Annotated in this window: 23 protein-coding genes; 21 read left to right on the top strand and 2 right to left on the bottom strand. The window is 62.2% G+C overall.

Features of this window, described 5'->3' with window-relative positions; translation table 11 throughout:
* The first annotated feature begins 7 nt into the window (after window positions 1-7).
* From AABA48_RS00375 to AABA48_RS00470, 20 genes are all read left to right on the top strand, one after another.
* Window positions 8-1,000: a cytochrome c3 family protein gene (locus tag AABA48_RS00375; RefSeq protein WP_010941278.1), complete on the top strand. Its 993-nt coding sequence runs from the start codon at window positions 8-10 to the stop codon at window positions 998-1,000.
* Window positions 1,001-1,055: 55 nt separating this feature from the next.
* Entirely contained in the window at window positions 1,056-2,141 is a 1,086-nt protein-coding gene (locus tag AABA48_RS00380) for a 6-bladed beta-propeller (RefSeq protein ID WP_010941279.1), read from the top strand.
* A gap of 577 nt (window positions 2,142-2,718) precedes the next feature.
* A complete protein-coding gene (locus AABA48_RS00385; protein ID WP_324309655.1) occupies window positions 2,719-3,417 on the top strand; it encodes a cytochrome c3 family protein in 699 nt (232 codons plus the stop codon).
* 163 nt (window positions 3,418-3,580) lie between these two features.
* Entirely contained in the window at window positions 3,581-5,839 is a 2,259-nt protein-coding gene (locus AABA48_RS00390; protein ID WP_286351620.1) for a hypothetical protein, read from the top strand.
* 74 nt (window positions 5,840-5,913) lie between these two features.
* The gene (locus AABA48_RS00395) at window positions 5,914-6,912 is read left to right on the top strand and encodes a glycosyltransferase (protein ID WP_324309658.1); all 999 of its coding nucleotides are present in this window, start codon (window positions 5,914-5,916) and stop codon (window positions 6,910-6,912) included.
* A complete protein-coding gene (locus tag AABA48_RS00400; RefSeq protein WP_338270771.1) occupies window positions 6,909-8,411 on the top strand; it encodes a tetratricopeptide repeat protein in 1,503 nt (500 codons plus the stop codon). Before AABA48_RS00395 ends, AABA48_RS00400 begins: the two co-directional genes overlap by 4 nt.
* 8 nt (window positions 8,412-8,419) lie before the next feature.
* Window positions 8,420-9,370, top strand: coding sequence for a glycosyltransferase family 2 protein (locus AABA48_RS00405; RefSeq protein WP_286351623.1), 951 nt, complete (start codon window positions 8,420-8,422; stop codon window positions 9,368-9,370).
* 21 nt (window positions 9,371-9,391) lie between these two features.
* Entirely contained in the window at window positions 9,392-10,543 is a 1,152-nt protein-coding gene (locus AABA48_RS00410; RefSeq protein WP_338271285.1) for a glycosyltransferase family 4 protein, read from the top strand.
* 40 nt (window positions 10,544-10,583) lie between these two features.
* A complete protein-coding gene (locus tag AABA48_RS00415) occupies window positions 10,584-11,222 on the top strand; it encodes a winged helix-turn-helix transcriptional regulator (RefSeq protein WP_324309663.1) in 639 nt (212 codons plus the stop codon).
* Entirely contained in the window at window positions 11,219-12,268 is a 1,050-nt protein-coding gene (gmd, locus tag AABA48_RS00420) for a GDP-mannose 4,6-dehydratase (RefSeq protein WP_286351625.1), read from the top strand. Before AABA48_RS00415 ends, gmd begins: the two co-directional genes overlap by 4 nt.
* Entirely contained in the window at window positions 12,261-13,205 is a 945-nt protein-coding gene (fcl, locus tag AABA48_RS00425) for a GDP-L-fucose synthase (protein ID WP_286351626.1), read from the top strand. The genes gmd and fcl overlap by 8 nt, the downstream gene beginning before the upstream one ends.
* Entirely contained in the window at window positions 13,202-14,047 is an 846-nt protein-coding gene (locus AABA48_RS00430; protein ID WP_286351627.1) for a class I SAM-dependent methyltransferase, read from the top strand. The genes fcl and AABA48_RS00430 overlap by 4 nt, the downstream gene beginning before the upstream one ends.
* Window positions 14,044-15,447 (top strand): oligosaccharide flippase family protein, encoded by a 1,404-nt coding sequence (locus tag AABA48_RS00435; protein WP_286351628.1) that lies wholly within the window; start codon window positions 14,044-14,046, stop codon window positions 15,445-15,447. The genes AABA48_RS00430 and AABA48_RS00435 overlap by 4 nt, the downstream gene beginning before the upstream one ends.
* Window positions 15,447-16,169 carry a class I SAM-dependent methyltransferase gene (locus AABA48_RS00440; protein WP_286351629.1) on the top strand — a complete coding sequence of 241 codons (723 nt, stop codon included), beginning with the start codon at window positions 15,447-15,449 and terminating at the stop codon, window positions 16,167-16,169. Before AABA48_RS00435 ends, AABA48_RS00440 begins: the two co-directional genes overlap by 1 nt.
* Window positions 16,170-16,180: 11 nt before the next feature.
* Window positions 16,181-17,146, top strand: a complete 966-nt coding sequence (locus AABA48_RS00445; RefSeq protein ID WP_286351630.1) for a glycosyltransferase family 2 protein — start codon at window positions 16,181-16,183, stop codon at window positions 17,144-17,146.
* A gap of 27 nt (window positions 17,147-17,173) precedes the next feature.
* On the top strand, window positions 17,174-17,977 hold the full coding sequence (locus AABA48_RS00450) for a methyltransferase domain-containing protein (RefSeq protein WP_286351631.1): 804 nt from the start codon (window positions 17,174-17,176) through the stop codon (window positions 17,975-17,977).
* A complete protein-coding gene (locus tag AABA48_RS00455; protein WP_286351632.1) occupies window positions 17,974-18,837 on the top strand; it encodes a glycosyltransferase family 2 protein in 864 nt (287 codons plus the stop codon). The genes AABA48_RS00450 and AABA48_RS00455 overlap by 4 nt, the downstream gene beginning before the upstream one ends.
* 4 nt (window positions 18,838-18,841) lie before the next feature.
* On the top strand, window positions 18,842-20,038 hold the full coding sequence (locus AABA48_RS00460; RefSeq protein WP_286351633.1) for a glycosyltransferase family 4 protein: 1,197 nt from the start codon (window positions 18,842-18,844) through the stop codon (window positions 20,036-20,038).
* A complete protein-coding gene (locus AABA48_RS00465) occupies window positions 20,035-22,470 on the top strand; it encodes a YfhO family protein (RefSeq protein ID WP_286351634.1) in 2,436 nt (811 codons plus the stop codon). Before AABA48_RS00460 ends, AABA48_RS00465 begins: the two co-directional genes overlap by 4 nt.
* A gap of 2 nt (window positions 22,471-22,472) precedes the next feature.
* A complete protein-coding gene (locus AABA48_RS00470) occupies window positions 22,473-23,249 on the top strand; it encodes a tRNA1(Val) (adenine(37)-N6)-methyltransferase (protein ID WP_286351635.1) in 777 nt (258 codons plus the stop codon).
* On the opposite strand, the gene AABA48_RS00475 is transcribed toward AABA48_RS00470, so the two are convergent.
* Window positions 23,228-23,740 (bottom strand): DUF721 domain-containing protein, encoded by a 513-nt coding sequence (locus AABA48_RS00475; RefSeq protein WP_286351636.1) that lies wholly within the window; start codon window positions 23,738-23,740, stop codon window positions 23,228-23,230. The two genes, AABA48_RS00470 and AABA48_RS00475, sit on opposite strands and share 22 nt — an antisense overlap.
* Window positions 23,700-23,957 (bottom strand): hypothetical protein, encoded by a 258-nt coding sequence (locus AABA48_RS00480; protein WP_286351637.1) that lies wholly within the window; start codon window positions 23,955-23,957, stop codon window positions 23,700-23,702. The genes AABA48_RS00475 and AABA48_RS00480 overlap by 41 nt, the downstream gene beginning before the upstream one ends.
* Window positions 23,958-24,037: 80 nt before the next feature.
* Here AABA48_RS00480 and AABA48_RS00485 point away from each other — a divergent pair, with 80 nt between their 5' ends.
* Window positions 24,038-24,292 (top strand): DUF3343 domain-containing protein, encoded by a 255-nt coding sequence (locus AABA48_RS00485; protein WP_286351638.1) that lies wholly within the window; start codon window positions 24,038-24,040, stop codon window positions 24,290-24,292.
* Window positions 24,293-24,465: the final 173 nt, after the last annotated feature.

The following is a 24,465-nucleotide window of genomic DNA, read 5'->3' on the forward strand; positions in this document are numbered from 1 at the left end:
AGGATACATGCTGGGGAAAGGACTATGGCTGGCCGTCTGTGCCGTGATACTGCTGGGCACGCCGGCGACGGCGGGCACAATCGCCTTTGTGGCGCCGACGCCCAATACCTGGGTCGGCCGATCGGACCATCTGGTTCTCAAACTGAACAATCCCGAAATCACCGCTGTCCGCATTAATGTCAATGGTGTTGTCGGCGATATGCTGGCTATCTCGTCGCCCGAGTACCGCAAGGCCTTCCAGGATTTTCTCATCGTGCAGCCCCTCTGGGATCAGGGCCGCAATGAAGTCTCCGTGGAGGCGTATGCCGGCAAGGAGCGGGTCGAGACCGCCGTAGCGTCCGTCTATTACGCTCCTGGCAGGGATGGTGCGACGGTGCCGCCTGAGTTCAAGCCGTTTGTCTTCCATGTGGCCGATACGGAGAGCAGGTGTGCCGGTTGCCACAACATGGAACCGAGCCCGGCCCAGCTTCTGAGCACCCAGGAGCGGGAAAACCCCTGTTTCGGCTGTCATCGCGGCATGCTCAAGGTGGCGTTTGTCCATGGCCCGGCCGGGACTTACTCCTGCGTCTATTGTCACAAGGAAAAGGCATCCCCGAAATATTCGGTGCCCAAGCGCGACAGTGCGCTCTGTGTCGAGTGCCACGAGGACAAGTCAACGGATTTCGCCAAGCGGAAATACGTTCACGGCCCCATTGCCGGCGGCATGTGCGAGGTCTGTCATGATCCCCACGGCAGCGCCAACCGGGCCCAGTTGCGGATGCCGATCAACACGCTCTGTCTTTCCTGCCATGAGACCGTAGCCAGGAGGCCCCATATCCTGAGGACCCCGTCGGGAGAGGGACACCCGGTAAGCGGCAGGAAAGACCCCTCTGCGTCAGCCTCGGGGCGCGATATGTCGTGCATATCATGCCACAATCCCCATGCGGCGGATGTGCGTTATTTCTTTGTGAATAACGCGGAAGAACGCATGGCATTGTGCCAGATGTGCCATAACAAGTAGACTGGGGCTGGCGGCGTACGATTGCCGGACTATTCTCATGGAACGAGGTGACCATATGAACGTTCTGAAGCTCATCCGCAGGTTCGTCGGTGCGGCCGCCCTGTGCGCCCTGTGCGCCGGTTGCGCAGGACAACAGGTCCGGGAGGAGCGGCGCTACTTCTGGCCGCCGCTGCCCGAGCGTCCCAGGATCGAATGGCTCGGTGCCTACAGCAGCCAGAACGACTTCCCGAAGCAGGGATTCGCGTCGTTCATGGCAGCCATTGCCGGGGAAGAGCAGGCCATGAGCCTGACCAAGCCGCTGGATGTCTATGCGGATGGCCAGGACCGGATTTATGTGGCAGATCCGGGCCTTCGCGGCGTGGTGGTGTTCAATATGAAAGAGCGGAGCGTGTCGATGCTCGGCGGCCCCCAGGCGGCTAACCAGTTTAATACCCCGGTTTCGGTCACCGGTGATTCCCAGGGGAATATTTATGTTTCCGATGCGGAAAAGGGGGGGATACTGATTTTTGACAGATTTGAGGTGCCGCGTCGTTTTATCGACACCAAAGCTGCTGTCAAGAGAAACACTGACATCGCCGTGGATGAAAAGGGTCAGAGAATTCTCGTGGTGGATGCGCGCGAGCACCGGATTGCCATCCTCGACATGCAGGGGGGGCTGCTTTCCGCCTTTGGGAAGCGTGGTATCGAAGACGGCGAATTCAACTTCCCCGTGGCGGTGGCCATCAATCACAAGGGGGAGATCATTGTGGGCGATGCCATGAACGCCCGGGTTCAGATCTTCGATCAGGACGGGAAGTTTCTCCGCAAGTTCGGGCGCCGGGGCGACGGGCCGGCCGATTTCCAGATCATGAAAGGCGTGGCCGTCGACTCGGAGGATCATATCTATGTGACCGAGGGAAAAGGTCACAAGCTCATTATCTTCGGCACCAACGGCGAGTATCTTCTCACCGTGGGCGGACTCTACTCCGCCATCACCACCGGCAAGCAGGCCCCCGGCGGATTCGTCATCCCGCAAGGAGTCTTTATTGACGATAAGGACGTCATTTACGTGGTTGACCAACTCAATCGGCGGTTCCAGGTGTTCCAGTACATCTCCGACGATTTCCTCAAGCGCAACCCCATCCCGGGATGGCAGGAGTAATATCAGTTTCATCACCTGCCAGGAGTCTGTCGGACTTGGGAAATCGAAGCGAAAGCGCTGCTGGGCCAGGGCTGCTTGTGTCGACTTGTGCGGGTCAATAGTCATTTTATTGGCCGGAAACCCGGCGAAATATGAACCGGCCAGACGGATTTGCAGCAGCTTTATGGTAAGTCCGGCAGACGCCTGGAACCCGCGGTTTCCGAAGAGCCCTCGCCAGCATGGTTGCTGTCGGGGGCCTTCTTATTTTTGTCATCAATAAGCTATTTCGCGGATGCATTGAGTGCCGGTGCCATCTTCCGTCCGGTGTTGTAGCGAATTGCGGTTGGCGCCAAAAAAATGTAGCGCTATATGGCGTATGATCTTCTCGGAAATACGTCCCGGGACAACGTTGCCGAGAGAAATGGGCTTGGTTGGTGTGATTCGTGTGCGCGCAACTATCCGTAATTATTTATTTACAGGCCTTTTATGAGAATACGTTGAATATTGGCGTGCTGGTTGCATTGTGTTTCTTCATCCATTGGTGTCAACGCGAACGGCTGAGAAAGCACATAGTACTCACGTGAAAGGAGAACGCAGAATGAGAAGCGAAGTAAAAATCGGATTGGCCCTGACCGCACTCCTGGTGGCCGTTACCGCGGCGGGAGCCGCCAGCATCAAGAATACCAAGCACGACCTGAGCTCCGGAAGCACCGGCGCCACATTCAAGGCGACGAACACCGACCAGATCTGCGTGTTCTGTCACACTCCGCACAACGCGCAACAGGACATTCCCCTGTGGAACCGCGGCAACCCCACGGCCAGCAACTTCACCCTCTACTCGTCCAGCAGCATGAATAACGTGCCGGTCAAGCAGGGCTTTACGGCCGACTCCATCTCGCTCTTCTGCATGAGCTGTCATGACGGGGCCACCGGCCTGGGGGGCGCGGTGCACAACGACCCCAATGGTGCGGCAATCGCCATGGTGGGGGGGAACGATTTGATCACCGGTGAAGCCAACCTGGGCACCGATCTGAGCAATGATCACCCCGTTAACTTCGAGGTAACCCCAGCCGGAATTGCCGCCGACGGCAACCTGGGCGCCCTCGATACCGGCACCAACCCGCCGACCATGAAGACCGCGGACGTGACCAACGGCCTCCCCCTCTTCAAGTCAGCCCGCGGAGCCACGACCCTCGAGTGCGGCAGCTGCCACAAGGTCCACGACAACACCGACGCTCCGTTCCTCCGTACCACCATGGCGGGCAGCAAGCTCTGTCTGGGTTGCCACAAGAAGTAGGGGGTTCCTCTCCGGAAAAAGGGTGGACTCCGGTCCACCCTTTTTTTACGCAGCAGTCCGGCTTGTGGTGCCTGCAGCCGGTCGCCCGGAGGGTGGTTTCTCGTGGAGCGGGTGTGAATGTGTTGCCGTCTCCGGCGGTATGCCGGAGTGATTCGTGGGTTCCATGACGCTAGGACGCATGCACATAGGGCTGGCGTCAGTGTCGGTCTTGGCCGGCCTGGTTCTTTGCTCGCCCGCATCGGTGCGGGCCGGTATTTCCGGCGAGGCGGAGCTGGGATACGTGCGCTATGAGGCCGATGCCAACGGCGCCCGGGTCAGCGATGCCCATTCGTTCTATCAGCGCTACTCCTTGCTGTATGAGACATCCGGCGAGCTTTACAAGGGCAGGGTAGGGCGCTACGACCTTGCCCTGGGCTACGAGTGGGGCTCCTTTGATACAAAGATAAAGAATCCTTCCAATCCCACCGACCCCCAGACCAACTACAACCCCTCCGTCAGTGCCGGACATCTGCTGTATCGCGGCGAAGTGGTGCTCGATCCGCTGGAGCTCCCCCTGCGGCTCAGGGCCTACAGCTATGACACGAACCGGATCAACATGCACGAGGACCTATCTGGCATTGACGGTTCGTCGATCTTTGCGCCGAGGCTGATCACCAACCTTTACGACGGCATGCATATCAACAGTGGCGCAACTCTCGTCTTCGGGGTCAAGAACGGCCTGACCAACGGTTATAACGCCATTTTCCGGCATATCCCGCTGGTCATGCTCGACTACCGCGACGATGTCAACCGGGACCTGAAGAGTCTGGCTCCCGTGGATACGCGCATGCGCCGTCTGGCCTTCGTGAGTCTGAACAAGAGGGACAACTGGTTCCACTACCGGACCACCGATTTCAGGGATTACCTCAACACCGACCAGTCCTTCAAGGAAACCCAGATGCAGATCGGCACGGTCGATCACCTGTTGGCGCGGCGGTGGATCGATTTGACCAACTGGGTGAAGATCTCGGCCGACGGCCAGTTCACCAAGCACGCGAGTTCAATGCCGGCCAACTCCTTTGAAGCTTACGAGCTTAACCTGTTCGCCGTGGCTTCCCGCAAGACCTGGGATGCTCGGACCTTTTCCAGTTTTTCCCGGCTTCTCGACGATGAAGGGATTACCCTGGAGCGGACGGTGCCCTTCTATGCAAGCGGTGTCCTCGGCGCCGATGTGGACTGGAAGGCCAGCCTCTATTCCAATGAAAAGAAGATTCAGTCCCCCAGCGGCAGTGTGGTCAACAACTCCAACTACAGCGCTTCGGTCCGCGCCGACATGTTCCGGCGCTCTCCCTTCACTCTGGGGGTGGTGGTGCGTGGGGAGAGCACTGAGAGTTACGGCTCGAAACTGCTTTCCTTCGAAGGAGGCGTCGAAACGGCAAGCACTGCGCGCCTTTCGCGCGACTACAGCCTGTCGGGGAGCTATACGGTCAAGTACTTCGATGCGACCGGCGGTACCGGTTCGGGCGACGGCTACCTCAACCAGAACGTCCTTGGTCGCGTGGCGTATGCGGCATCGCCCACTTGGCGTTTCGAGGTGGAGGAGGACCTGTCAGCGGCCAGCGGCACCAATCCGCGCAACTTCAACAATTCCGCGATCACCGTGAACAGCGGATTCAGCAGCGGCACGAGCACGGTATCGGGCTCTGCCATCTCGTTCCAGCGCCGCAACAGCGAAATCGACGAATATGTCCGCTCCGTTACCACGGTCAGCGCGGCCTGGCGTCCCTTCTCCCGCGCCTCGCTCAGCTTTTCGGTCAGCGAAGACGTCCTCATGCAGTCGGGAGCGCCGACCGACTTCCTGACCACCTTCCGCAGTACCATCGACTACAGTACGCCGACCTTTTTGGCCCGGATGCGCAACAGCTACAACGTGCGGATGGTCGGTGGCGAGAGCATCGACTATCTGGAAAGCGTGGGCACCCTGGAATACCGTCCCGTCCGGCAGTTGGAGGGACTTCTCACCTATACCTACAACGTGGGCGACGTGGACGTGAACACCAGGAGCGAGTTCCTGGACCTGCGGCAGCGGCTGGGTTACAGCTTCTACACCCTGAGCGGGGCGAACAGGAAACTGCTGGAACTCTACGAGGAGTTCACCTATAATCGCACCCTGAACACGGGGACGGTGGCCAACGAGCTCAACACTACCAGGCGGTTTACCCTGGGGGTTCGGTATTTCCCCCTCCGCAGCCTGTTTGTTGGGGCGGATGCGCGCTACTCGCTCATCGAGCCGGGAAGCATCACGGAGCAACTCTATACCGGCGTGGTGGGACTCAATTTCCGGAAACTCCAGGCTAACCTGGAGTATACCTACGGCAAGCGGGACGGTAGCGACAACCGGATTGAGAAGCGGATCGCCGCAAACGTGAAGAAGTTCTTCTGACAACGGGTTCCGTCGCCCCTGCTGGATACCAACTGTGAAAAAACCGGGCCGGACCCGGTTTTTCTTTTGTCACCATGGCCGATTCCATTATCTTTTCCATTATCATTCCCGTGAAGCCGGGCGGAACCGTCCGTGCCCTCGATCGCCTCAGGTCGGTCGCGTATCCCTCCTCGCACATGGAGGTCCTGGTGGCCGAGGGGACGCGGCCGAGCCGTCAGCGTAACCAGGCCGCAGCCGCTGCAGCGGGCGATATACTCTACTTTCTGGATGACGACTCTCTGACCTCACCGGATTTTCTGGCGCGGGCTGCGGCGCATCTGGCCGATCCATCCGTAGCCGCCGTGGGCGGCCCGTCACTCACTCCTGCATCCGACAGCCGATTCCAGCGCGCCATCGGCGTCGTTCTGGCGTCACGGCTGGGTGGGGGCGGGGCGCGCAACCGCTACCGCGCTACCGGCAGCCCCCGCCGGACGAGCGAGCGGGAACTGATCCTCTGCAACCTAGCCATGCGCCGGGATGTCTTCCTGGCGGAGGGAGGCCTTGACGAGCGGCTCTACCCCAACGAGGAGAACGAGCTCATGGACCGGATCTCGAAGCGGGGAATGGGCCTCGTGCATGATCCGGACCTGGCTGTCCGGCGGAGCCAGCGATCTACGTTCCGGGCGTTTGTCCGCCAGTTTTTCGGCTACGGAAGGGGGCGCGGTGAGCAGACCCGCATTGCCGGTGCGCGCTCTGTGGTTGATTTCCTGCCAACGGTGTTTCTGATCTACCTGCTTCTCCTTCCGGTCGCGCCCTGGGCTCCCTGTTTCCTGCCTGCCGCCCTCTACGGTGCGGCGGTGATGGTGTCGGCCCTGTCGGGCGCCGTGCGTTCGCGCCTCTATGCCGCATTGCCGTGGCTTGTGGTGCTCTATCCGACACTCCACCTCTGTTATGGGGCCGGCCTCTTGAAAGGCCTGCTGGCACCCCGCTTCAGGTCGGAGGCAGGGGAAACCGCGGCGGTCACGATCCGTTGCATCAAGGAGTTCGGCGCTCCCTGGCATCTGCCTGCCCACGGTACCGGGGAGGTCCCATGATGACGGCATCGCCGCTGCCGCACAAGCGCATCCTGCTCGTCTTTTTTCTTCTGGTGACCGTGACGGTCTACGGGAACACTTTTTTCAACCAGTGGACCTATGACGATATTCCCGTTGTCCTGAAGAACCCCGATGCCCACTCGCTTGCCGGTTTTGCCCGAAACACGATGCCCGGCCGCCCCATGCGCGAGCTCACCTACATCCCCGACCATCTCCTGTTCGGCGACCAGCCCGCCGGCTATCGCATCCAGCAACTGGCCTGGCACGGAGTGAACGGACTGCTGCTGGTCACCCTGTTCCACGCCCTGGGGGTAGAGCTTCCCTTTGCCCTCATGGGGGCGCTCCTCTTCCTGGTGCACCCCCTCCAGTCCGAGTCGGTGGCCGGCATCGCGCACCGCAAGGAGTTGCTGGCCCTGTTCTTTGCCCTCGGGGCCGCGCTCTGCTTCGTGGGGAGTTTCGCCGCCGCCGGGGGGCGGCGCCTTGCCCTGTGGCTCGCTGCTCTTGCAGCCTACGGTGGAGCACTCCTTGCCAACGAGGCCACGGTGACGCTGCCGCTCGTGGCTCTCCTCTACGAATGGCTGATGGTGGAACCGGGGAAACGGGTGCTGCTCAGGCGCCCCTTCGTGGCATTTCTCTTCCTCGTGGCGGCCGGTGCGGCGCTCATGTACCGGTTCCGGGGGCTTCTGGCCCCTGAACATCTGCTCACGGTCTATTCCAAGAACAGCTTTGGTGCTTCGGAGAGCTATCTCCCCCTCTTCATGGGTGCCATGAAGGCCTTCGGATTCTATCTCTCCAAGATCGTTCTCCCGGTCCGCCTGGCCCCCGAGTATGTATTCCGGCTCTCCGAAAGCCTCTGGCAACCGTGGGCGTTGCTGTCGCTCGGGCTCCTTGCGGCAGTGGCAAGCGCGGCGGTCTTTCTCCGTCGCCGGCTTCCCCTGGTATCGTTCGGTATCGGCTGGTTCCTCATTTTCTGGCTGCCGGTTTCCAACCTGGTTCCCGTGGCCTACCTGGCGGCGGACCGGTACATGTACCTCTGCCTTCCCGGCGTTGGGCTCGTCCTGGCGGGGTGCCTCCAACGCTGGCCCCACCGGAGATTTGTCGGCGCCTCCTGCCTCGTGATTGTTGTGTTCGCCGGGCTCACCGTGATACAAAACGGGTACTGGCGCAGCGAACATACCCTCTGGCGGCATGCAGTCACGGTCAATCCCGACTCTACCTGGGTGCGCGAGACGGTGGGGCTGAGTTACCTGCTGACGGGGGATTACAACCAGGCGGCGGCGCAAGCGAGGGAGGCGCTGCGGATCGACCGGTTCAATATCCGGGCGTATCTGACCCTGGCCAAGGCCGAGGAACGGCGCGGCAATCTGGCCGAGGCGGTGCTCAATTACGAGATGTTCGCCATGTTCGGCGCCATGGAGTACCCGGACGAAGCCGCCGAGGTCAGGCTCTATCTGCCTGTCCTGCGGCAGCGTCAGGCAGTGCAGAAGCAACATCAGTGAGGTGCCCGGTGGAACTGAGTATCGTTGTTCCGATCTACAATGAGGAAGAGACTATTCCGCATCTTCATGCGCGGGTGAGCGACGCCCTGGCCGGGTCAGGCATCGACTACGAGCTGATTCTCGTGGATGACGGCTCCTCTGACGGCTCGTTCGCCCTGCTGCGGGAGATTGCCCAACAGGACCGGCGGGTGAAGGTGATCCGCTTTCGCCGCAACTTCGGCCAGACCGCCGCCATGGCGGCCGGCTTCGATGCCGCCCGGGGCAGGGTCATCGTGCCCATGGACGGCGACCTCCAGAACGACCCGGCCGATATCCCGACGCTCCTGGCCACGATCGACGAGGGGTACGACGTGGTCTCGGGCTGGCGCAAGGACCGGCAGGACACCTTCGTCAACCGGCGCCTTCCCTCCATTATCGCCAATGCCCTCATCTCCCGGATGACAGGGGTCCACCTCCACGATTACGGCTGTACCCTGAAGGCCTACCGGCGCGAAGTGCTGGACGGGGTCAACCTGTACGGAGAGATGCACCGGTTCGTCCCGGCTCTGGCCTCCCAGGTGGGGGCGCGGGTTGCGGAGATACCGGTCCGCCACCATGCCCGCCTCTACGGCACGAGCAAGTACGGCATCTCCCGCACCATGCGCGTCGTTCTGGACCTGATGACGGTGAAGTTCCTGCTCACCTACTCCACCAAGCCGATCCAGCTCTTCGGCAAGTGGGGAATCTATACCATCCTGGCCGGGTTCCTGACCGGCGGGCTTACCCTCTCTATGAAGCTCTTCGAGGGGATGAGCATGAACCGCAATCCCCTGCTGATCCTGACCGCCTTTCTCCTCTTCGGGGGGGTGCAGTTCATCGCCCTCGGGCTGCTGGGCGAGGTGAACGCCCGAACCTATCACGAGTCCCAGGGGAAGCCGATCTACGTCGTCCGGGAGAGAATCAACCTGGATGCGGGGTAGGGGGGCGCCGTGAGAATTCTCATGCTGGCCCCCACGCCGTTTTTCGCCGACCGCGGGTGCCACGTCAGGATTTACGAAGAGGCCCGGACGCTCATGGCCCGCGGGCACCAGGTGCGGATCGTCACCTACCACCTGGGGCGGGACATGGCGGGCATCCCCACGGACCGCACCCTGCGCGTCCCCTGGTACACGAAGCTCTCCGCCGGGCCTTCCTGGCACAAGCCCTACCTGGACATCCTCCTCTGCGGCACCGCCCTGCGCGCGGCCCGGCGCCTGCGCCCCGACCTGATTCATGCCCATCTGCATGAAGGGGCATTCTTCGGCGTGTTACTGAAAAAGCTGCTGGGCATCCCCCTTCTGTTCGACTGCCAGGGAAGCCTCACCATGGAGCTGGCCGACCACGGGTTTGTCCGCGAAGGGTCGCTGCTCTACCGTTTTTTCGCCCTACTGGAAGGGTGGATCAATAATAGCGCCGACGCCATCGTGACCAGCTCGGGGCCGGGCCGGGACGATCTCGTCACGAAGTGGGGGGTGCCGTCGGCAAAGGTGACGGCCCTCATGGACGGGGTCGATACCGCGGTATTCCGCCCCCATGATCGCATGGAGGTGCGCCGTCGGCTCGACATCGCGCCGGATGTGCCGCTGGCGGTCTATCTGGGGGTGCTGAACCACTACCAGGGGATTGATCTTCTCCTTTCGGCCATGGTGATGCTTAAGAGCCGGGGCAGCCCGCTCCGGCTTCTGGTCATGGGGTTTCCGGAAGAAAAGTACCGGCAGAAGGCGCGCGACCTGGATATCGCCGACATGGTGACCTTCACCGGGCGGATCGACTACGGCAAGGCGCCCCTCTTCCTCTCGGCGGGGGACATGGCCGTGTCGCCCAAGGTGTCCCTCACCGAGGCCAACGGCAAGCTCTTCAACTACATGGCGTGCGGGCTCCCCACCATTGCCTTCGATACGCCGGTGAACCGGGAGATCCTGGGCGAGGCGGGCATTTATGCCCGTTATGGCGACGCGGCGGATCTGGCCGCTCACCTGGCCGGCCTGGCAGGCGATGCAGCCGCTCGGGCCGAGCGTGCCCGCCTGGCGCGGGAGCGGGCCGAGCGCGAACATTCCTGGCAGGCGCGGGCCGATGTCCTCGAAGCGGTCTATCACCGGATGAAACGCGCATAACCGATTGCATTCCCGCGGAAAGTAGAGTATCGTTCATTTCATGAACGAGCTTCGCGAAAAGGATGAATCCTATCGTTCCTTTCTGCTCCTGTCGGCCATCTCGTCGGAAGAGCCCCTGTCCCAGCGCGAGATCGCCCGGCAGGTCGGCATCGCCCTCGGACTCGTCAACTCCTACCTGAAACACCTCGTGGACAAGGGGTTTGTGCGGATCAAGTCCTTTCCCCGAAACCGCTACGCCTATCTCCTCACCCCGCGGGGGCTTGCCGAAAAGAGCCGCCTCGCCTATGAACACCTGAGCTCATTCACGACGCTGTTCCGCGTCGCCCGCCAGGATTATCTCACCCTGTTCCGGACGCTCAAGGCCCAGGGGGTTGGGCGGGTTGCTTTCTGCGGGGTGGACGAGGTGGCGGAGATCGCCTACCTGTCGCTGCGGGAGGTGGGACTGGAGTTGGCCCTGGTCATGGACCAGGCAGGCGACGAACGCGAGTTCTTCGGCAAGCCCGTGGTGTCCATCCCCCATGGGCTCCTGGCGGGCAACCACCATATCGTCATCACAACGTTCAAGCGCCGCGAGGCCCTGCGGGAAGAGCTCCTGCAGCGGGGCGCGGCTTCGGAACTTCTGCACCAGGCCGGTGAGCCGGCCGGCGAAACTCAGCCAATCAGGGAGGAACATCCGTGAAACGCGCACTCATTACCGGCATTTCTGGCCAGGACGGCTCGTACCTGGCGGAACTGCTCCTTGGCAAGGGATACGAGGTCCACGGCGTCATCCGGCGTTCGTCATCATTTAATACCGGGCGGATCGACCACCTCTACCGGGATCCCCACGAGCCCGACGTGCGGCTTTTCCTCCACTACGGCGACTTGAACGACGCCAGCTCCATCAACCGGGTCCTGCGCGAGGTGCGGCCTGACGAGATCTACAATCTGGGCGCCCAGAGCCATGTCCGGGTTTCCTTCGATGTCCCCGAGTACACCGGGGAGATCGATGCCCTCGGCACCGTGCGGCTGCTGGAAGGCATCCGCGAAACCGGACTCAATACGAAATTCTACCAGGCCTCGTCCTCCGAGCTGTACGGCAAGGTTGTGGAGACGCCCCAGAAGGAAACCACCCCCTTCTATCCCCGCTCACCCTATGCCTGCGCCAAGGCCTACGCCTACTACATAACCGTCAATTACCGCGAGAGTTACGGCATGTACGCCTGTAACGGCATCCTGTTCAACCACGAGTCGCCGCGCCGCGGCGAGACGTTCGTCACCCGGAAGATTACCCGCGCTGCCGGCCGGATCAAGGCGGGTCTTCAGGATCGGCTCTATCTCGGGAATCTCGATGCCAAGCGCGACTGGGGCTTTGCCGGGGACTACGTGGAAGCAATGTGGCTCATGCTTCAGCAGCAGGAAGCCGACGACTTCGTGGTGGCCACGGGCGAGACCTGGTCGGTGCGGGAATTCGCCGAGCGGGTCTTCGCGCGGCTTGGCATGCCCCTGGAGTGGCAGGGGGAAGGGGTGCACGAGAAGGGAATCGACGCGAACAGCGGGAAGATCGTGATCGAGATCGACCCCCGCTATTTCCGGCCGGCGGAGGTTGACCTGCTGCTGGGCGATTCCACCAAGGCCCGGCTTCGGCTCGGCTGGCAGCCCCGGGTGGATTTCCAGGGGCTTGTGGATATGATGGCCGATGCAGACCTGGCATTGGCCGAGCGGGAGAAGCGGGCCGATGGATAGGAACGCCAGGATCTACGTTGCCGGCCACCGGGGATTGGTGGGGTCGGCCATTGTACGGAAACTGACCGCAGAGGGATACGGGAACCTGCTCCTGCGCACGAGCGGGGAACTGGACCTGCGGGACCAGGCTGCGGTGGCGGCGTTCTTCGCTGCGGAACAGCCCGATTGCGTCTTTCTCGCCGCGGCCAAGGTGGGGGGCATTGTCGCCAACAACACCTATCCGGCCGAGTTCATCTACGACAACCTGATGATCGAGGCCAACGTCATCCATAGCGCCTATCGCACCGGCGTGTCGAAGCTCCTCTTTCTGGGGAGCACCTGCATCTACCCCAAGATGGCGCCCCAGCCGATCCGCGAGGAGTATCTCCTGACCGGCCCCCTGGAGCCTACCAACGAAGCCTACGCCATTGCCAAGATCGCCGGCATATCCCTGTGCCGCTCCTACAACCGGCAGTACGGCACTCGCTTCATTGCGGCTATGCCGACCAATCTCTACGGACCCAACGACAACTTCGATCTTGAGAAGTCCCATGTCCTCCCCGCCCTGATCCGCAAGTTCCACGAGGCAAAGGTCGCCGGCGCCCCGACGGTCACGGTCTGGGGCACGGGGTCGCCGCTGCGGGAGTTCATCCACGTGGATGACGTGGCCGACGCCGCGCTCTATCTCATGCGCCACCACGAAGGCGATGACATCGTCAACATCGGCAGCGGCGAAGAGATCTCCATCCGGGATCTGGCGCTGCTGGTTAAAAAAGTCGTGGGCTTCGAAGGCGAGCTCGTCTTTGACGCGTCAAAGCCCGACGGCACCCCCCGCAAGCTCTCGGACGTGTCCCGGCTGCATTCGCTGGGCTGGCGGCACCGGATCGGGCTGGAGGACGGGGTGCGGGAAACGTACGAGTGGTTTGTCGGCCAGGGGTTCCCCGCGGAGACGATGTGATCCCTGTTCCGGTGAAAAACATCGCCCGGTTCCTGATGCACCGGAGAGCGTGGCGGTTCGTTGCGTTCGACTACTGCCCCGTCTGCGACACCCGGAGCATGATCGTCTATTCGCGCGAACTCGAACAGTGGCTGGCCGACCTTACCGCGTCGTGGGAGGCCGGGGAAGACTTCAAGCGCATGCTCGCCATGAGGGAGAATTTCCTCTGCGTCACCTGCATGGCCAATTCCAGGATGAGGATGCTGGCCCGGACCGTGCTCGATCTGTGCGGTCACGCCACGAGCGGCGACCTGGCGCGCAGGCTCCGCTCCGACCCACTGTTTTCGGTCTACGAAACAGCGGCATACAACATCTTTCGCATCGACGCCCTGAAGGCATGCCCGCGCTACATGGTTTCGGAGTATCTCGCTCCCGGCCGGTTCGGCGAAACCATCGGCGGCGTGCGGAACGAATCCCTCGAATGTCTGACCTTTCCCGACGACAGTTTCGATGTGGTTATCAACAGTGATGTGCTTGAGCATGTGGCGGATCTCGATAAGTCGCTCGAAGAAGTCCGCAGGGTGCTGAAACCGGGTGGTTGTCACGTCCTGACGGTGCCGGTCGACTATTCCCTGGAGCACACTGTCGAGAGAGCCCGCATGGGGCAGGGAGGCATCGAGTATCTCAGGTCGCCGGTCATGCACGGCGATACGGTGCGGGACACCGGCGTGCTCGTATTCAGGGATTTCGGCAGGGATGCCGCCTCCTGTCTGAGCCGCGAAGGGTTTCCGTGCCTGGAAATGCAGCTCCCCGGCCGGCACGGAGAGATCGTCACCGTGTTTATCGGTAAAAAGGCAGCATGATGGACGGCAAGCTTACGTTTCGGGCGGTCGCCGAAGCAGTCGCCCTTCTGCTGGGCGCGGCGAGCATGATCTATATGAGCCGGGTCGTCGGTCCGGAGTACGTCGGTTTCAGCGCCGCGACAAGTGCGGTACTGCTCCTTCTGGCCCGATTCGCCGACGGCGGCCTGACAGCGCTTTCTTCGCAGCGGCTTGCCCGCGACGACGATACCCTGGGCTCCCTCCTCGCGTTGACTGTTCCGCCGAAGATCGTTCTCTCGTGCGCGGTGATCGCCGCAACGCTGCTGGTGGCCAGGTTCGCCGGGATCGATCCGCGTCTGGCGTACTTCCTGTCAACGGCCGTCTTTCTCATCTTCTTCGAAGTGTTCTCTCCGGCCTGGGTTTTCGTGGCACTGGGAGAGATCAACACGGCGTCCTTTATCCGGGTCGCCCAAAGCTCCATCTATGCCCTGGTCGTGTTTGCGTTCATACGGGCGCCCCTCGACTGGCAGAAGCTGCCGTACATCATGGTGCTGAACTCGGCATTGGGCTGCGTGCTCGCACTGCTGTTCCTCGGCCGGCGCAGGGTGCTTTCGCTGGACCGGCGACAGTTCGGCCCAGCCTACGGCCGGAAAATCCGCCAGGCGTTCGCGGAGAGCCGCCACTTTCTCAAAGCGGATCTCTCCCTGTACGTGTTCACCACTTCAGACCGGCTGATCCTGTATTACTTCGCCACTCCCCATGCGGTCGGCATCTATGAGGCGGCGTACAAGATCATCAATCCGTTCTATGCCATCAGCTCCATCGTTACGCCGACGATGTTCCGGCCGCTTGCCCAATCGTTCAAACAGGGGACACCGGCCGCGGTACTTTCGCGCTTCACCTTTTTGATGCTTGTTGGTACGGTTCCCCTGGGATTTTTCCTGCTGCTGTTTTCGGATAGCATCATCATGACCCTGTACGGCCCTTCGTTCAGCGAAAGCATCGCCTGTCTGCAGGTGCTCGGCTTCGCCATTTCGCTCGGCTATGCGGCAGGGGCGATCGTGCTGCCGTTTTCGGCCTGGAATATGGCTCGGGAGTACGGGGCAACCATGATATACGGCAACATTTTCAATGTGCTGCTCAATGTCGCGCTCATCCCTTCCCTGGGGGGCGTGGGGGCGGCACTGTCGACCGTGGCGGCCAAGCTGGCGGTTGCCCTGGCCGCGTACCGTCATTTCAGGAACGTGACCGATTATCCGATACTCTCCGACCTGCTGCTCTTTGCGGTCATGGCGTGCGCTCCTCTGCTTCTCGTGCTGGCACTCGGTCTGGCCGTTGAAAACCCCGTGATCCTGATGGCGGTCTATGCCGCTTCATATGCGGCTCTCGTTCTGGTGCTGGTACGAACCCGTTACTCTCGTCTCTGGAAGGATGCAGTTTGATGACTATTACCGATGACTTTATCGCCAAATCAAAGTACTCCGATCTGGGCCGCTACTGCGTTACGGCATTCGTCAAATCGGTCGCTGACGGGCTTGCGCCGGGAAGCAGCCTGCTGGATGCCGGCGCGGGGGAATGCGCCTACAAGGGGCTCTTCCGCCACTGCGACTACAAGGCGGCTGATATGGCAATAGGCGACAGCACGTGGAATTACGACCACCTGGACTATAAGGCCCCCCTCGACAATTTGCCGATTCCGGACGCCAGCTTCGACGCCGTGCTGTGCACCCAGGTCCTTGAGCACCTGCAGAAGCCCCTTGAATGCGTCAAGGAGATGTACCGCGTCCTGAAGCCGGGCGGCCGCCTTTTCCTGACGGTGCCCATGGCGCAGGACGAACATCAGACCCCGTACGATTATTTCAGGTATACCTCGTACGGGCTCAAGTACCTCTGCACGGAGGCGGGATTCAGCGAGGTGAGCGTTGTCCCCATGGGCGGGATGTTCCTGCGGTGGGCCTACGAACTGCCCAGGGCGCTGCGCATGTTCCCCAAGGCGCGGAACAGCGGGGTATCCGGAATCCGTCTCGCCGGCGTGCTTCTCTACCCTCTCCGCGTCGCGCTGGGCCTGCTGATTCCCGTCTGCCAGGCCATGCTTCTTTTCCTCGACCGTTTCGACACGGTCCGAAACGACCCGTGGGGCTGGGAGCTGACGGCTCGCAAATGAGAGGGGCGTGCATGCGCGAAATTCCGCTTGTGTCAGTCGCCCTGGCGACCTATAACGGCGAACGCTATCTCAGGCGCCAGCTTGACTCGGTTCTGGCGCAGACCTATCGCAACATCGAAATCGTCGTCTCCGACGACTGTTCGCGCGATGAAACGGTTGCCATTCTGAAGGAGTACCGCCGGGCGCACGGCATAACCTTCCGGGTGAATGAACGCAATCTCGGCTTTGTGAGGAATTTCGAACGGGCCCTTGCCGGTTGCCGCGGGGAGTTCATAGCGCTTTCCGACCAGGACGACATCTGGCTCCCCGAAAAGATCGAGACCCTGGTGCGGGAGATCGGCCCGTACTCTCTGATATATACCGACGCGCTCCTGATCGACGGGGACGACCAGCCGTTGCCCGGCTCACTGGTGGAGGTTTCCGGGGTAAGGCCGGTCAGCGGCACCTGCTTTGAATACTTTGTCTGCAACAATTGCGTCACCGGGTGCACGGCCATGCTCAGGCGTGATCTCCTGGCAACCGCGCTGCCGATCCCCGAAGCGGAAACCTACCACGACTGGTGGCTCGCGGTCGCGGCCTCGCGCCGCAACGGGGTCGTTTATCATGCCGCGAAGCTGACGAAGTATCGGCAGCATGCGCACAATTATACCGGCGCAAACGTGAGGGCGGGGCTGCCGACGCGGATCGCCGCCCACCTCATGGGCAAAACCGCGGCGGAAAAACGCGGATACTATGAGCTGCTTGCCGGCAGGGCGCGTCGCTATCGTGAAATGGCCGACAGGTTGAACCTGACCCCGGCGGAATGGTCGTTTCTGGAAGAGGTCGGCGAATATGCGGAATCTCTTCTTTCCGGCGGCAACAGGATGAAAGCATTCGCTCTGGCACTGAAGCACAGGGATACGCTTTTCCCCGCCGCCGGGAGGGTGGAGAAACTCCTGTTCGTCTTCAGCAAGCTCATTGCCGCCCGGGCAATCTGATTCGTCAAGGAGAGAGAGGGGAGCAGAGTGGCTACACGGTTTTTGTCATCCTTGAAGGCAGCGGTCAAGGAATCGGGAATATTCCCGTCGTATCTGGCCAGAAAAAGGGCGGCCGCGCGATTCCTGAGGGGGAGCGGGCTCGAAATAGGAGCGCTTCACTTTCCGCTGCAGGTCCCGTCCGGCGTAACCGTCAAGTATGTGGATTACGTGTCGCGGGAAGAAAACATCCGCAAGTTCCCCGAGCTCGATGCGGCCAGCATCGTGCCGACCGACTACGTGGAAGATGGATTTACCCTTGCCAGTATTCCGGACTGCTCCCAGGATTTCGTGATCGCCAACCACGTGCTCGAGCACGCATCGAATCCGCTCCAGGTCCTGTCCAACTGGGCAAGGGTCCTTCGGTCGGGGGGAACGCTGTTCATTACCGTGCCGATCGGGAGCAGATGTTTCGACAAGGGGCGTCCGCTGACGCCTCTGCAGCACTTCATCGATGACTATGAACTGGTGCGGGACGGCAATCCCCAGTCGCTGGACGAAAGAAACCGGCTGCATTATCGGGAGTGGCTGACCATCTCCACGCCCAATTCCGATGCACGAAACCGGCACTACCGGAACCTGTCCGGCGAAGAGCTCGAGTCCCTGGTGGAAACCATGTCGGCCGGCAAGGCGGAAATCCATTTCCATGTCTTTTCGAGGGAATCGTTCGTGACCCTGCTCGACTACTTTACCACCAGCATCAGGGGCGATTTCAGCGTCAAGGCAGTGATCAGATCCCGGGGCGGGGCCGAATCCCTGGCAATTCTGGAACGATCGCCCCGGGCCGGCAGATGAAGGGTGATCGGCTGGCTGACATCAGAACGATCGGGGTGGTCGTTCTCTACCGGCCCGACAGCTCTGTCCTGGACGCTATCGCGAGTTACCGGCATCAGGTGCATGAGCTGATCGTGGTCGACAACTCCGAAGAGCAGGACCATAAACTCCATTCCCGACTGCGGGACAGGTTCGGCGCGACCATTGTCGGCGAAGGCCGGAACCTCGGCATTGCCGCCGCGCTGAACCGGGCGGCCAGGGAGGCTCTGGCTGAAGGCTTCGACCTCCTCCTGACCATGGATCAGGACAGCCGCGCCGAACCCGGCATGGTCGAGCAGATGCTGGCGTGCCTCGGCAGCGACTGGCGCGAGCGGGTGGGGCTCATCGCCCCCTTCCACCTGACCGGTGCCCGGCCGGCGCCCGGCGGAACAACCCCGTGCAGCGACGTCATGACCCCCATGACATCGGGATGTCTGGTGAATCTCGCCGCATTCCGGGAGGTCGGACCGTTCCGCGACGACTTTTTCATCGACTTCGTGGACAACGAATACTGTCTCCGCCTGCGGAAAAGAGGCTTTCACGTCATTCGCGCCAACCGGGCGCTGCTCCATCACCGGGTCGGCGACCTGCGGCGCTACGGGCCGTTCGTGGCCACGCACCACTCGCCACTGCGCCGCTACTACAAGACCCGCAACCGCTGCGCGGTCTTTGCCGAATACCTGCGGGATTTCCCGACCCATTGCCTTTTCGACCTGGTGCGGCTCGGCAAGGAGGTGGCGAGTATCCTCATCTTCGAGCGGGAAAAGACGGCCAAGCTGCGCATGATGTGGCGGGGATTCCTCGATTTCCGACGCGGCAGGTTCGGGCCCTATGGGGGATAGCGGCATGAAGATCGTCTTCCTGGCACCCTTCGGCATCCGTCCCAAGGGAACGGTTGTGGCCCGCATGGTCCCCCTGGCGGCGGAGCTCCAGGCGCTCGGCCACCGGGTCACGATCATCGCCCCGCCGTACACCAATCCCGAAGATTCGGGGCGCACAGAGGATATCCGGGGGGTGCGGCTGCGGAATATCCGGCTGGCTCCTGGCGGGGCTGCCCTGTCGGCGCCGGTCATGGCCTGGCGCATGTACCGGGCCGCACGGGAGGAAGAGCCGGATCTGATCCATCTGTTCAAGCCCAAGGGGTATGGCGGGCTTGCCGCCATGCTCCACCTGCTGACTGCGTCCCGGCGTGCGCCGCTGTTCCTCGATACGGACGATTGGGAAGGCCGGGGGGGCATGAACGCCCTCCATGACTACTCCCGGGCCCAGCGTCTCCTGTTTGCGTTCCAGGAAGAGTGGCTGCCGCCCCGCGCCAGGGGGGTGACCGTGGCGAGCCGCGAGCTGGAGGCGCGCATGGCCGCCATCGGGGTAGCGCCGGAACGGCTGCTCTACCTGCCCAACTGCGTCGATGACCAGCCGCCGGGCAACGGCGCGCGGGTGAGGGCACGCCTCGGCATCGACGGCAACGCACCGGTAGTCCTGCTCTATACCCGTTTTTTCGAGTTCAACCAGGGCGATCTGCACCGGGTCTTTGCCGGGCTTTTCCGTAAGGTACCCGGCATCCGGTTCCTGGTGGTGGGAAAGGGGCGAAGCCGCGAAGAAGAACTGCTGGCAGCCGCGGCGCGGGAACTCGGGTTTGCCGATTCCCTTCACGTCGCCGGCTGGGTGGAACCCGATGAACTGCCCCACTGGCTCACCGCCGGCGATGTGGCTCTCTATCCCTTCGCGGATACCCTGGTGAATCGCGCCAAATGCCCTGCCAAGCTGACGGAGCTGATGCGCGCCGGCGTGCCGGTGGTGGCCGACCGGGTGGGGCAGATCGCCGAATACGTGGAGGATGGCATCTCCGGCATCCTCTGTCGCCCCGGTTCCCCCGACGAGATGATCGCGCGGACCGCCGAGTTGCTGGCCGACCCGGTCAGGCGCCGGGCCGTGGGTGTGTCCGGACGCGAAAGAATCCTGTCCCGCTTTAACTGGCGCCACGCCGCGGCGCGGCTCGATGCCTTTTACGACAACCTGACGAGGAGACGGAACCTGACGTGACTACCGAACGAAAAAAAGACCTCCTGCTGATGGGCGCGCTTGTGGCGATCCTCGTGCTCTTTTTCGCCAAGATCCTCTTTACCGGCAAGATCATCAGGGCGCCCGACATCACCAACGAGTTCTACTGGACCATCAAGCACTACAAGGAGGTGGGTTTCCTGGACCTGTTCCGGGTAAATCTCCGGGCCGGCTGGGACTGGCTCACCAACGGCGGGACGACCGAGGGGGGCGGGACCCTGTCGCTCCAGTTCCTCTTCTACCGCAGCCTCATTTTCTGGCTCTTCCCGGCGCCGGCCAACGTGGCCTGGTTCATCGTGTTCCACCTCTTCGTGGGTGGAGCCGGCACCTACTTCCTCTGCCGCGCCATCGGCACGGGGCGTGCCGCGGCACTCCTGGGCGGGCTGATTTTCGCCATCGCGCCGGAAAACGCCTCGCTCATCAATGCGGGGCACGCCCAGAAGATCGCCACCATCAGCTTTGCCCCCTGGGCATTCTATTTCATTGAGCGGGGATACCAGACCCGGAGGACGATATTCTTTCTCGCCAGTGCCGTGGTGCTGGCCATCCAGTTCTTCAACATGCACTGGCAGATTGCCTTCTATACCTGCCTTGCCATCGGGGTGTACGGCCTGTGCCGGACCGCCGGCATCATCGCGGGTGATCCCGGCAGCCGGACGGGCAAGGGACTTGCCCGGCTCGCCGGCCTCAATGCAGTCATTCTCTGCTTTTTCCTCTCCACGGTCGCCATCTCCCTCATCCCCCTGGCCGATTGGTCCAGGGAGACCACCCGCGGCCTCCAGAGCGGCTCGAACCAGGGGCAGGGGGGGCTCCAGGTGGAAGAGGCCATGTCCTGGTCCATGCCGCCGGAAGAAACCGTCACCTTCGTGATCCCCGGATTTTTCGGCCTGTCCCGCCAGGAGGGGGGCTACGACGACCCCTCCCACGGCACCTACTACTGGGGGCGGATGGTCTTCACCCAGACCACGGACTACATGGGGCTGCTCCCCTGGCTCCTGGCCCCGCTGCCGTTCATCTTCCGCCGTGACCGGTATGCCTGGCTCGCCTTCGGCGCCGTCGTCGGGGGGCTCTTCTTCTCCTTCGGCAAGTACACCCCTTTTTACTGGCTGCTCTATGAGCACTTCCCCGGTATCGACCATTTCCGGGTCCCCAAAATGATGCTGTTCGTCACGACCCTGGGGCTCGCGGTCCTCGCGGCCCGGGGAGCCGACCTCCTGCTGGATGACGAGGTCCGTGCCACATCGGCTTTCCGTCGCTATCTGGCAGGAGCCATCGCCCTTGTTCCGGCGCTCCTGGCCTTGCTCGGCATCACCATGGCCGCGCGTCCCTATGTTATGGATCTCCTGTCACCCATGATCACCCAGCCGACCCGCTTCGAACAGGGACCGGCCCTGGTGGCCCAGCGGTGGCAGACCATCCAGCGGGAAATCGCCATTGCCGCCGCATTTGCCGCGGTCTATGGCGTCGTGCTGGGCAGTTGGGCACGGGGGTGGTTCTCGCGCCGGGCCCTGCCCTACCTGCTCGTGGGGGTATTCCTGGTCGATGTGGGGCGGGTGAACGCCAAGTTCATGCTGCTCCAGGATGTGCCGCAGAAGGTCAAGGGCGAGAAGTCGCCGGTCGTGGAGTTCCTTTCCCCCATGCCGAAGACCGGCCGGGTTCTCCCCATTGACGGCAGCGACCCCATGGAATATGTGAGCCACGGCATTCCGGTCATGTTTACCTCGAATCCCGTGCAGATTGCCCGCTGGCAGGATTTCCTGGAATCCTTCAGCTTTGATTCGGCCATGCCGGATATGATGAATGTCCGCTATCTGGTGCACGATGCCCGGCAGTACGAGGAGGATCGCCAAGCGCTCGGCCCGCGCTATGTGCCGGTCTTTGCCTCGCCGGACGGCAGCCGGCTGGTGCTGGAAAACCGGGGAGTCCTGCCCAAGGCGTGGCTCGCCCCCAGCGCCCTGCTTCTCAGCGATCCGCGCCAGATCCTCGGCATCATGCAGCAGCCGTCGTACAATCCCCGGTCCTTTGCCATTGTGGAAGAACCGCCTCCCATCCCCCTGGCCACCCCTTCGGTCCAGCCCACGGGCGGAGCGGGCGAGGTGACGGTAACCCGTTACGAGGCCAACGATATTGCCTGTGACGTCCGGGCTGAGCGCAACGCCCTGCTGGTGCTGGGCGAGAAGTTCCACGCCGGATGGAGGGCCCGGGTCGATGGAACGCCCACGGAGATTCACCGCGTCAACTACATCCTGCGAGGCGTCTACCTTTCCCCCGGCCGGCACCGGGTCGAGTTCACCTTTGACCCGCTTCCCTTCACGGTCGGCAAGTACCTGACGCTCGCCTCGTTTGCTATTTTCCTCCTGATGGTCGGACGGGAGTGGCTGTTGAGCCGCAGGCGGAGAGGGGGCGGGGAGTGACGATGAGTGGCGCCCCGGAGGAAGGGGCGGAAACCCTGGATGAGCTCCGGGCTTACGATCTCAAGATTCTCCAGCAACGGGACGGTTACCGCTTTTCCCTCGATCCCCTGCTCCTGTGCGCGTTTTCCTGTCTGGCAGAGGGGGGGCGGGGAATCGACCTGGGGACCGGCAGCGGCATTATTCCCCTTGTGCTTGCCCGCCGCTGTCCGGGGAGCACCTTCGTTGGGGTCGAGTTCCAGGAAAGAATGGCGCACCTCGCCGAGCGGAACGTTCACCTCAATGGCCTCGCCGACAGGATCGTCATCCTGCGGGAAGACGTGCTCGGTCTCCGTCGGCGCTTTCCCGTGTCATCCTTTGATCTGGTACTGTCCAACCCTCCCTACCGCAGGAGGGGGACCGGAAAGATAAGCCCACGGGCCGGTCGGGACGATGCCCGCCACGAATCGACCGCAACCCTGGCCGATTTTCTTGAAAGCGCCAAATATCTCGTGAAACCCACGGGCCGGATCTGCTTCATCTATCACCCGGCCCGCCTCCCCGAGCTCATGGCCCACGCTGCAAGCCTCAAACTCGCCTGTCTGCGCCTTCGGCTCGTACACGGCACCCGCACCGCGCCGGCGCGCATGGCCATGGTGGAGTTCGCCAAGGGGCGCCGGGGCGACCTTGAGGTCCTGCCGCCCCTTGTTGTGCGAAACGATGACTATGCCTATTCGGCAGAAGTTGCGGAGTTGCTGGGGGAATACGGCCCTGAAGGGGGTTACTCCACGTCGGAGCAATAGTGGCGCTGCATCAGCGAGGCAAGGGCTTCACGGAGCTCCTGGTCGTCCACCTGCTCCGTGGTGTCCTCGATAAACCGCTCTTCGGCGGAGCTCAGTTCTCTTGAGGGCCTGAACGGGGTGTCCCCGTCTTGCGCCGGTGGTTCGATGCGTCCGGCCTTGAGGTAGATGTCGCGCACGACAGGCTCGCCCAGCAGGCTATTCAATCTGGCGGTAATCTCACCCTTCAGGAAACTCAACTGCTGCATCCAGGGCGCGCTCGCCACGGCCAGGGTGAGGGTGCCGTCGCGAAAGGCCACCGGCCGGGCGCGGGACGCAATGCGCTCTCCCACGGCCTCGTCCCAGAACAGCCAGATACGTCCCTCTTTAAGGCGGCGTTCCGCGGGCCTGCCCCGCAGAACATCGGCCAGAAGGTCGCCAACCACCCGGGGCTTGCCCATCCGTCCGCGAACGTCACCCATTGTTTTGGCGGCGGCGATGGATGAATCCGCCAATAAGCTGCCCCGCGACGGCGCCGCCAAGGGTGAGGGGGATGAATTTCCAGCTGAAGCCGGCTTTTACACGCAGGTAGATGATGAGGGGAATGGAGATGTGGATGTAGAAATACCAGCCGAACGTGAACTTTTCGCACCCTTGACGAAGATAGCCGAGGGGAATATTGATGAGGAGAGCCGTCAGCATCAGGCCCGAAATCATAAAAAATGCGTGCATTGTTCACCTCTTTCGGCATAGTATGGAAGTCTCTGCCGTTTGTCAATCGGCCAGCGAACTCTCGATCTGAAAGGAGCGCCATGGTTCGCGAGGGAGAGCGCGTTGCGATTTTCAACTCGATCCACCGCGTCATGAAAGCCGAAAAACTCCTCAAGGGGCAGGGGGTGGTGATCCTTCTCATTCCTGCGCCCCGCGACCTCCACGCTGATTGCGGTCTTGCCATCCGCTATGCATCGGCTGATGCAGTAGCGGTTGAGTCGAGCCTGCGGGAGGCCGATCTCGAGCCCGAGGAGATCCACGAAAAGACTGCTGTCGGTTACAGCCGGTTGCCGTAATCCCTGGTACGCGGCATCCGTTGCCGCGTTTCGCCATGTTCGGTTCCTTCCGGGGCGTTATCTTCGCCTGCGGCAAAGTCTTTTTTTGTCTTGACAGGCCGAAGACGGGGGGGCTATAGTTAACCTCTTTCTCCATGGTAACGTGCGCGCAGTAGCCGTAGTTTTTGGTGCGA

This window comes from Geobacter sp. 60473, assembly GCF_036323535.1.
Classification (GTDB): domain Bacteria; phylum Desulfobacterota; class Desulfuromonadia; order Geobacterales; family Geobacteraceae; genus Geobacter; species Geobacter sulfurreducens.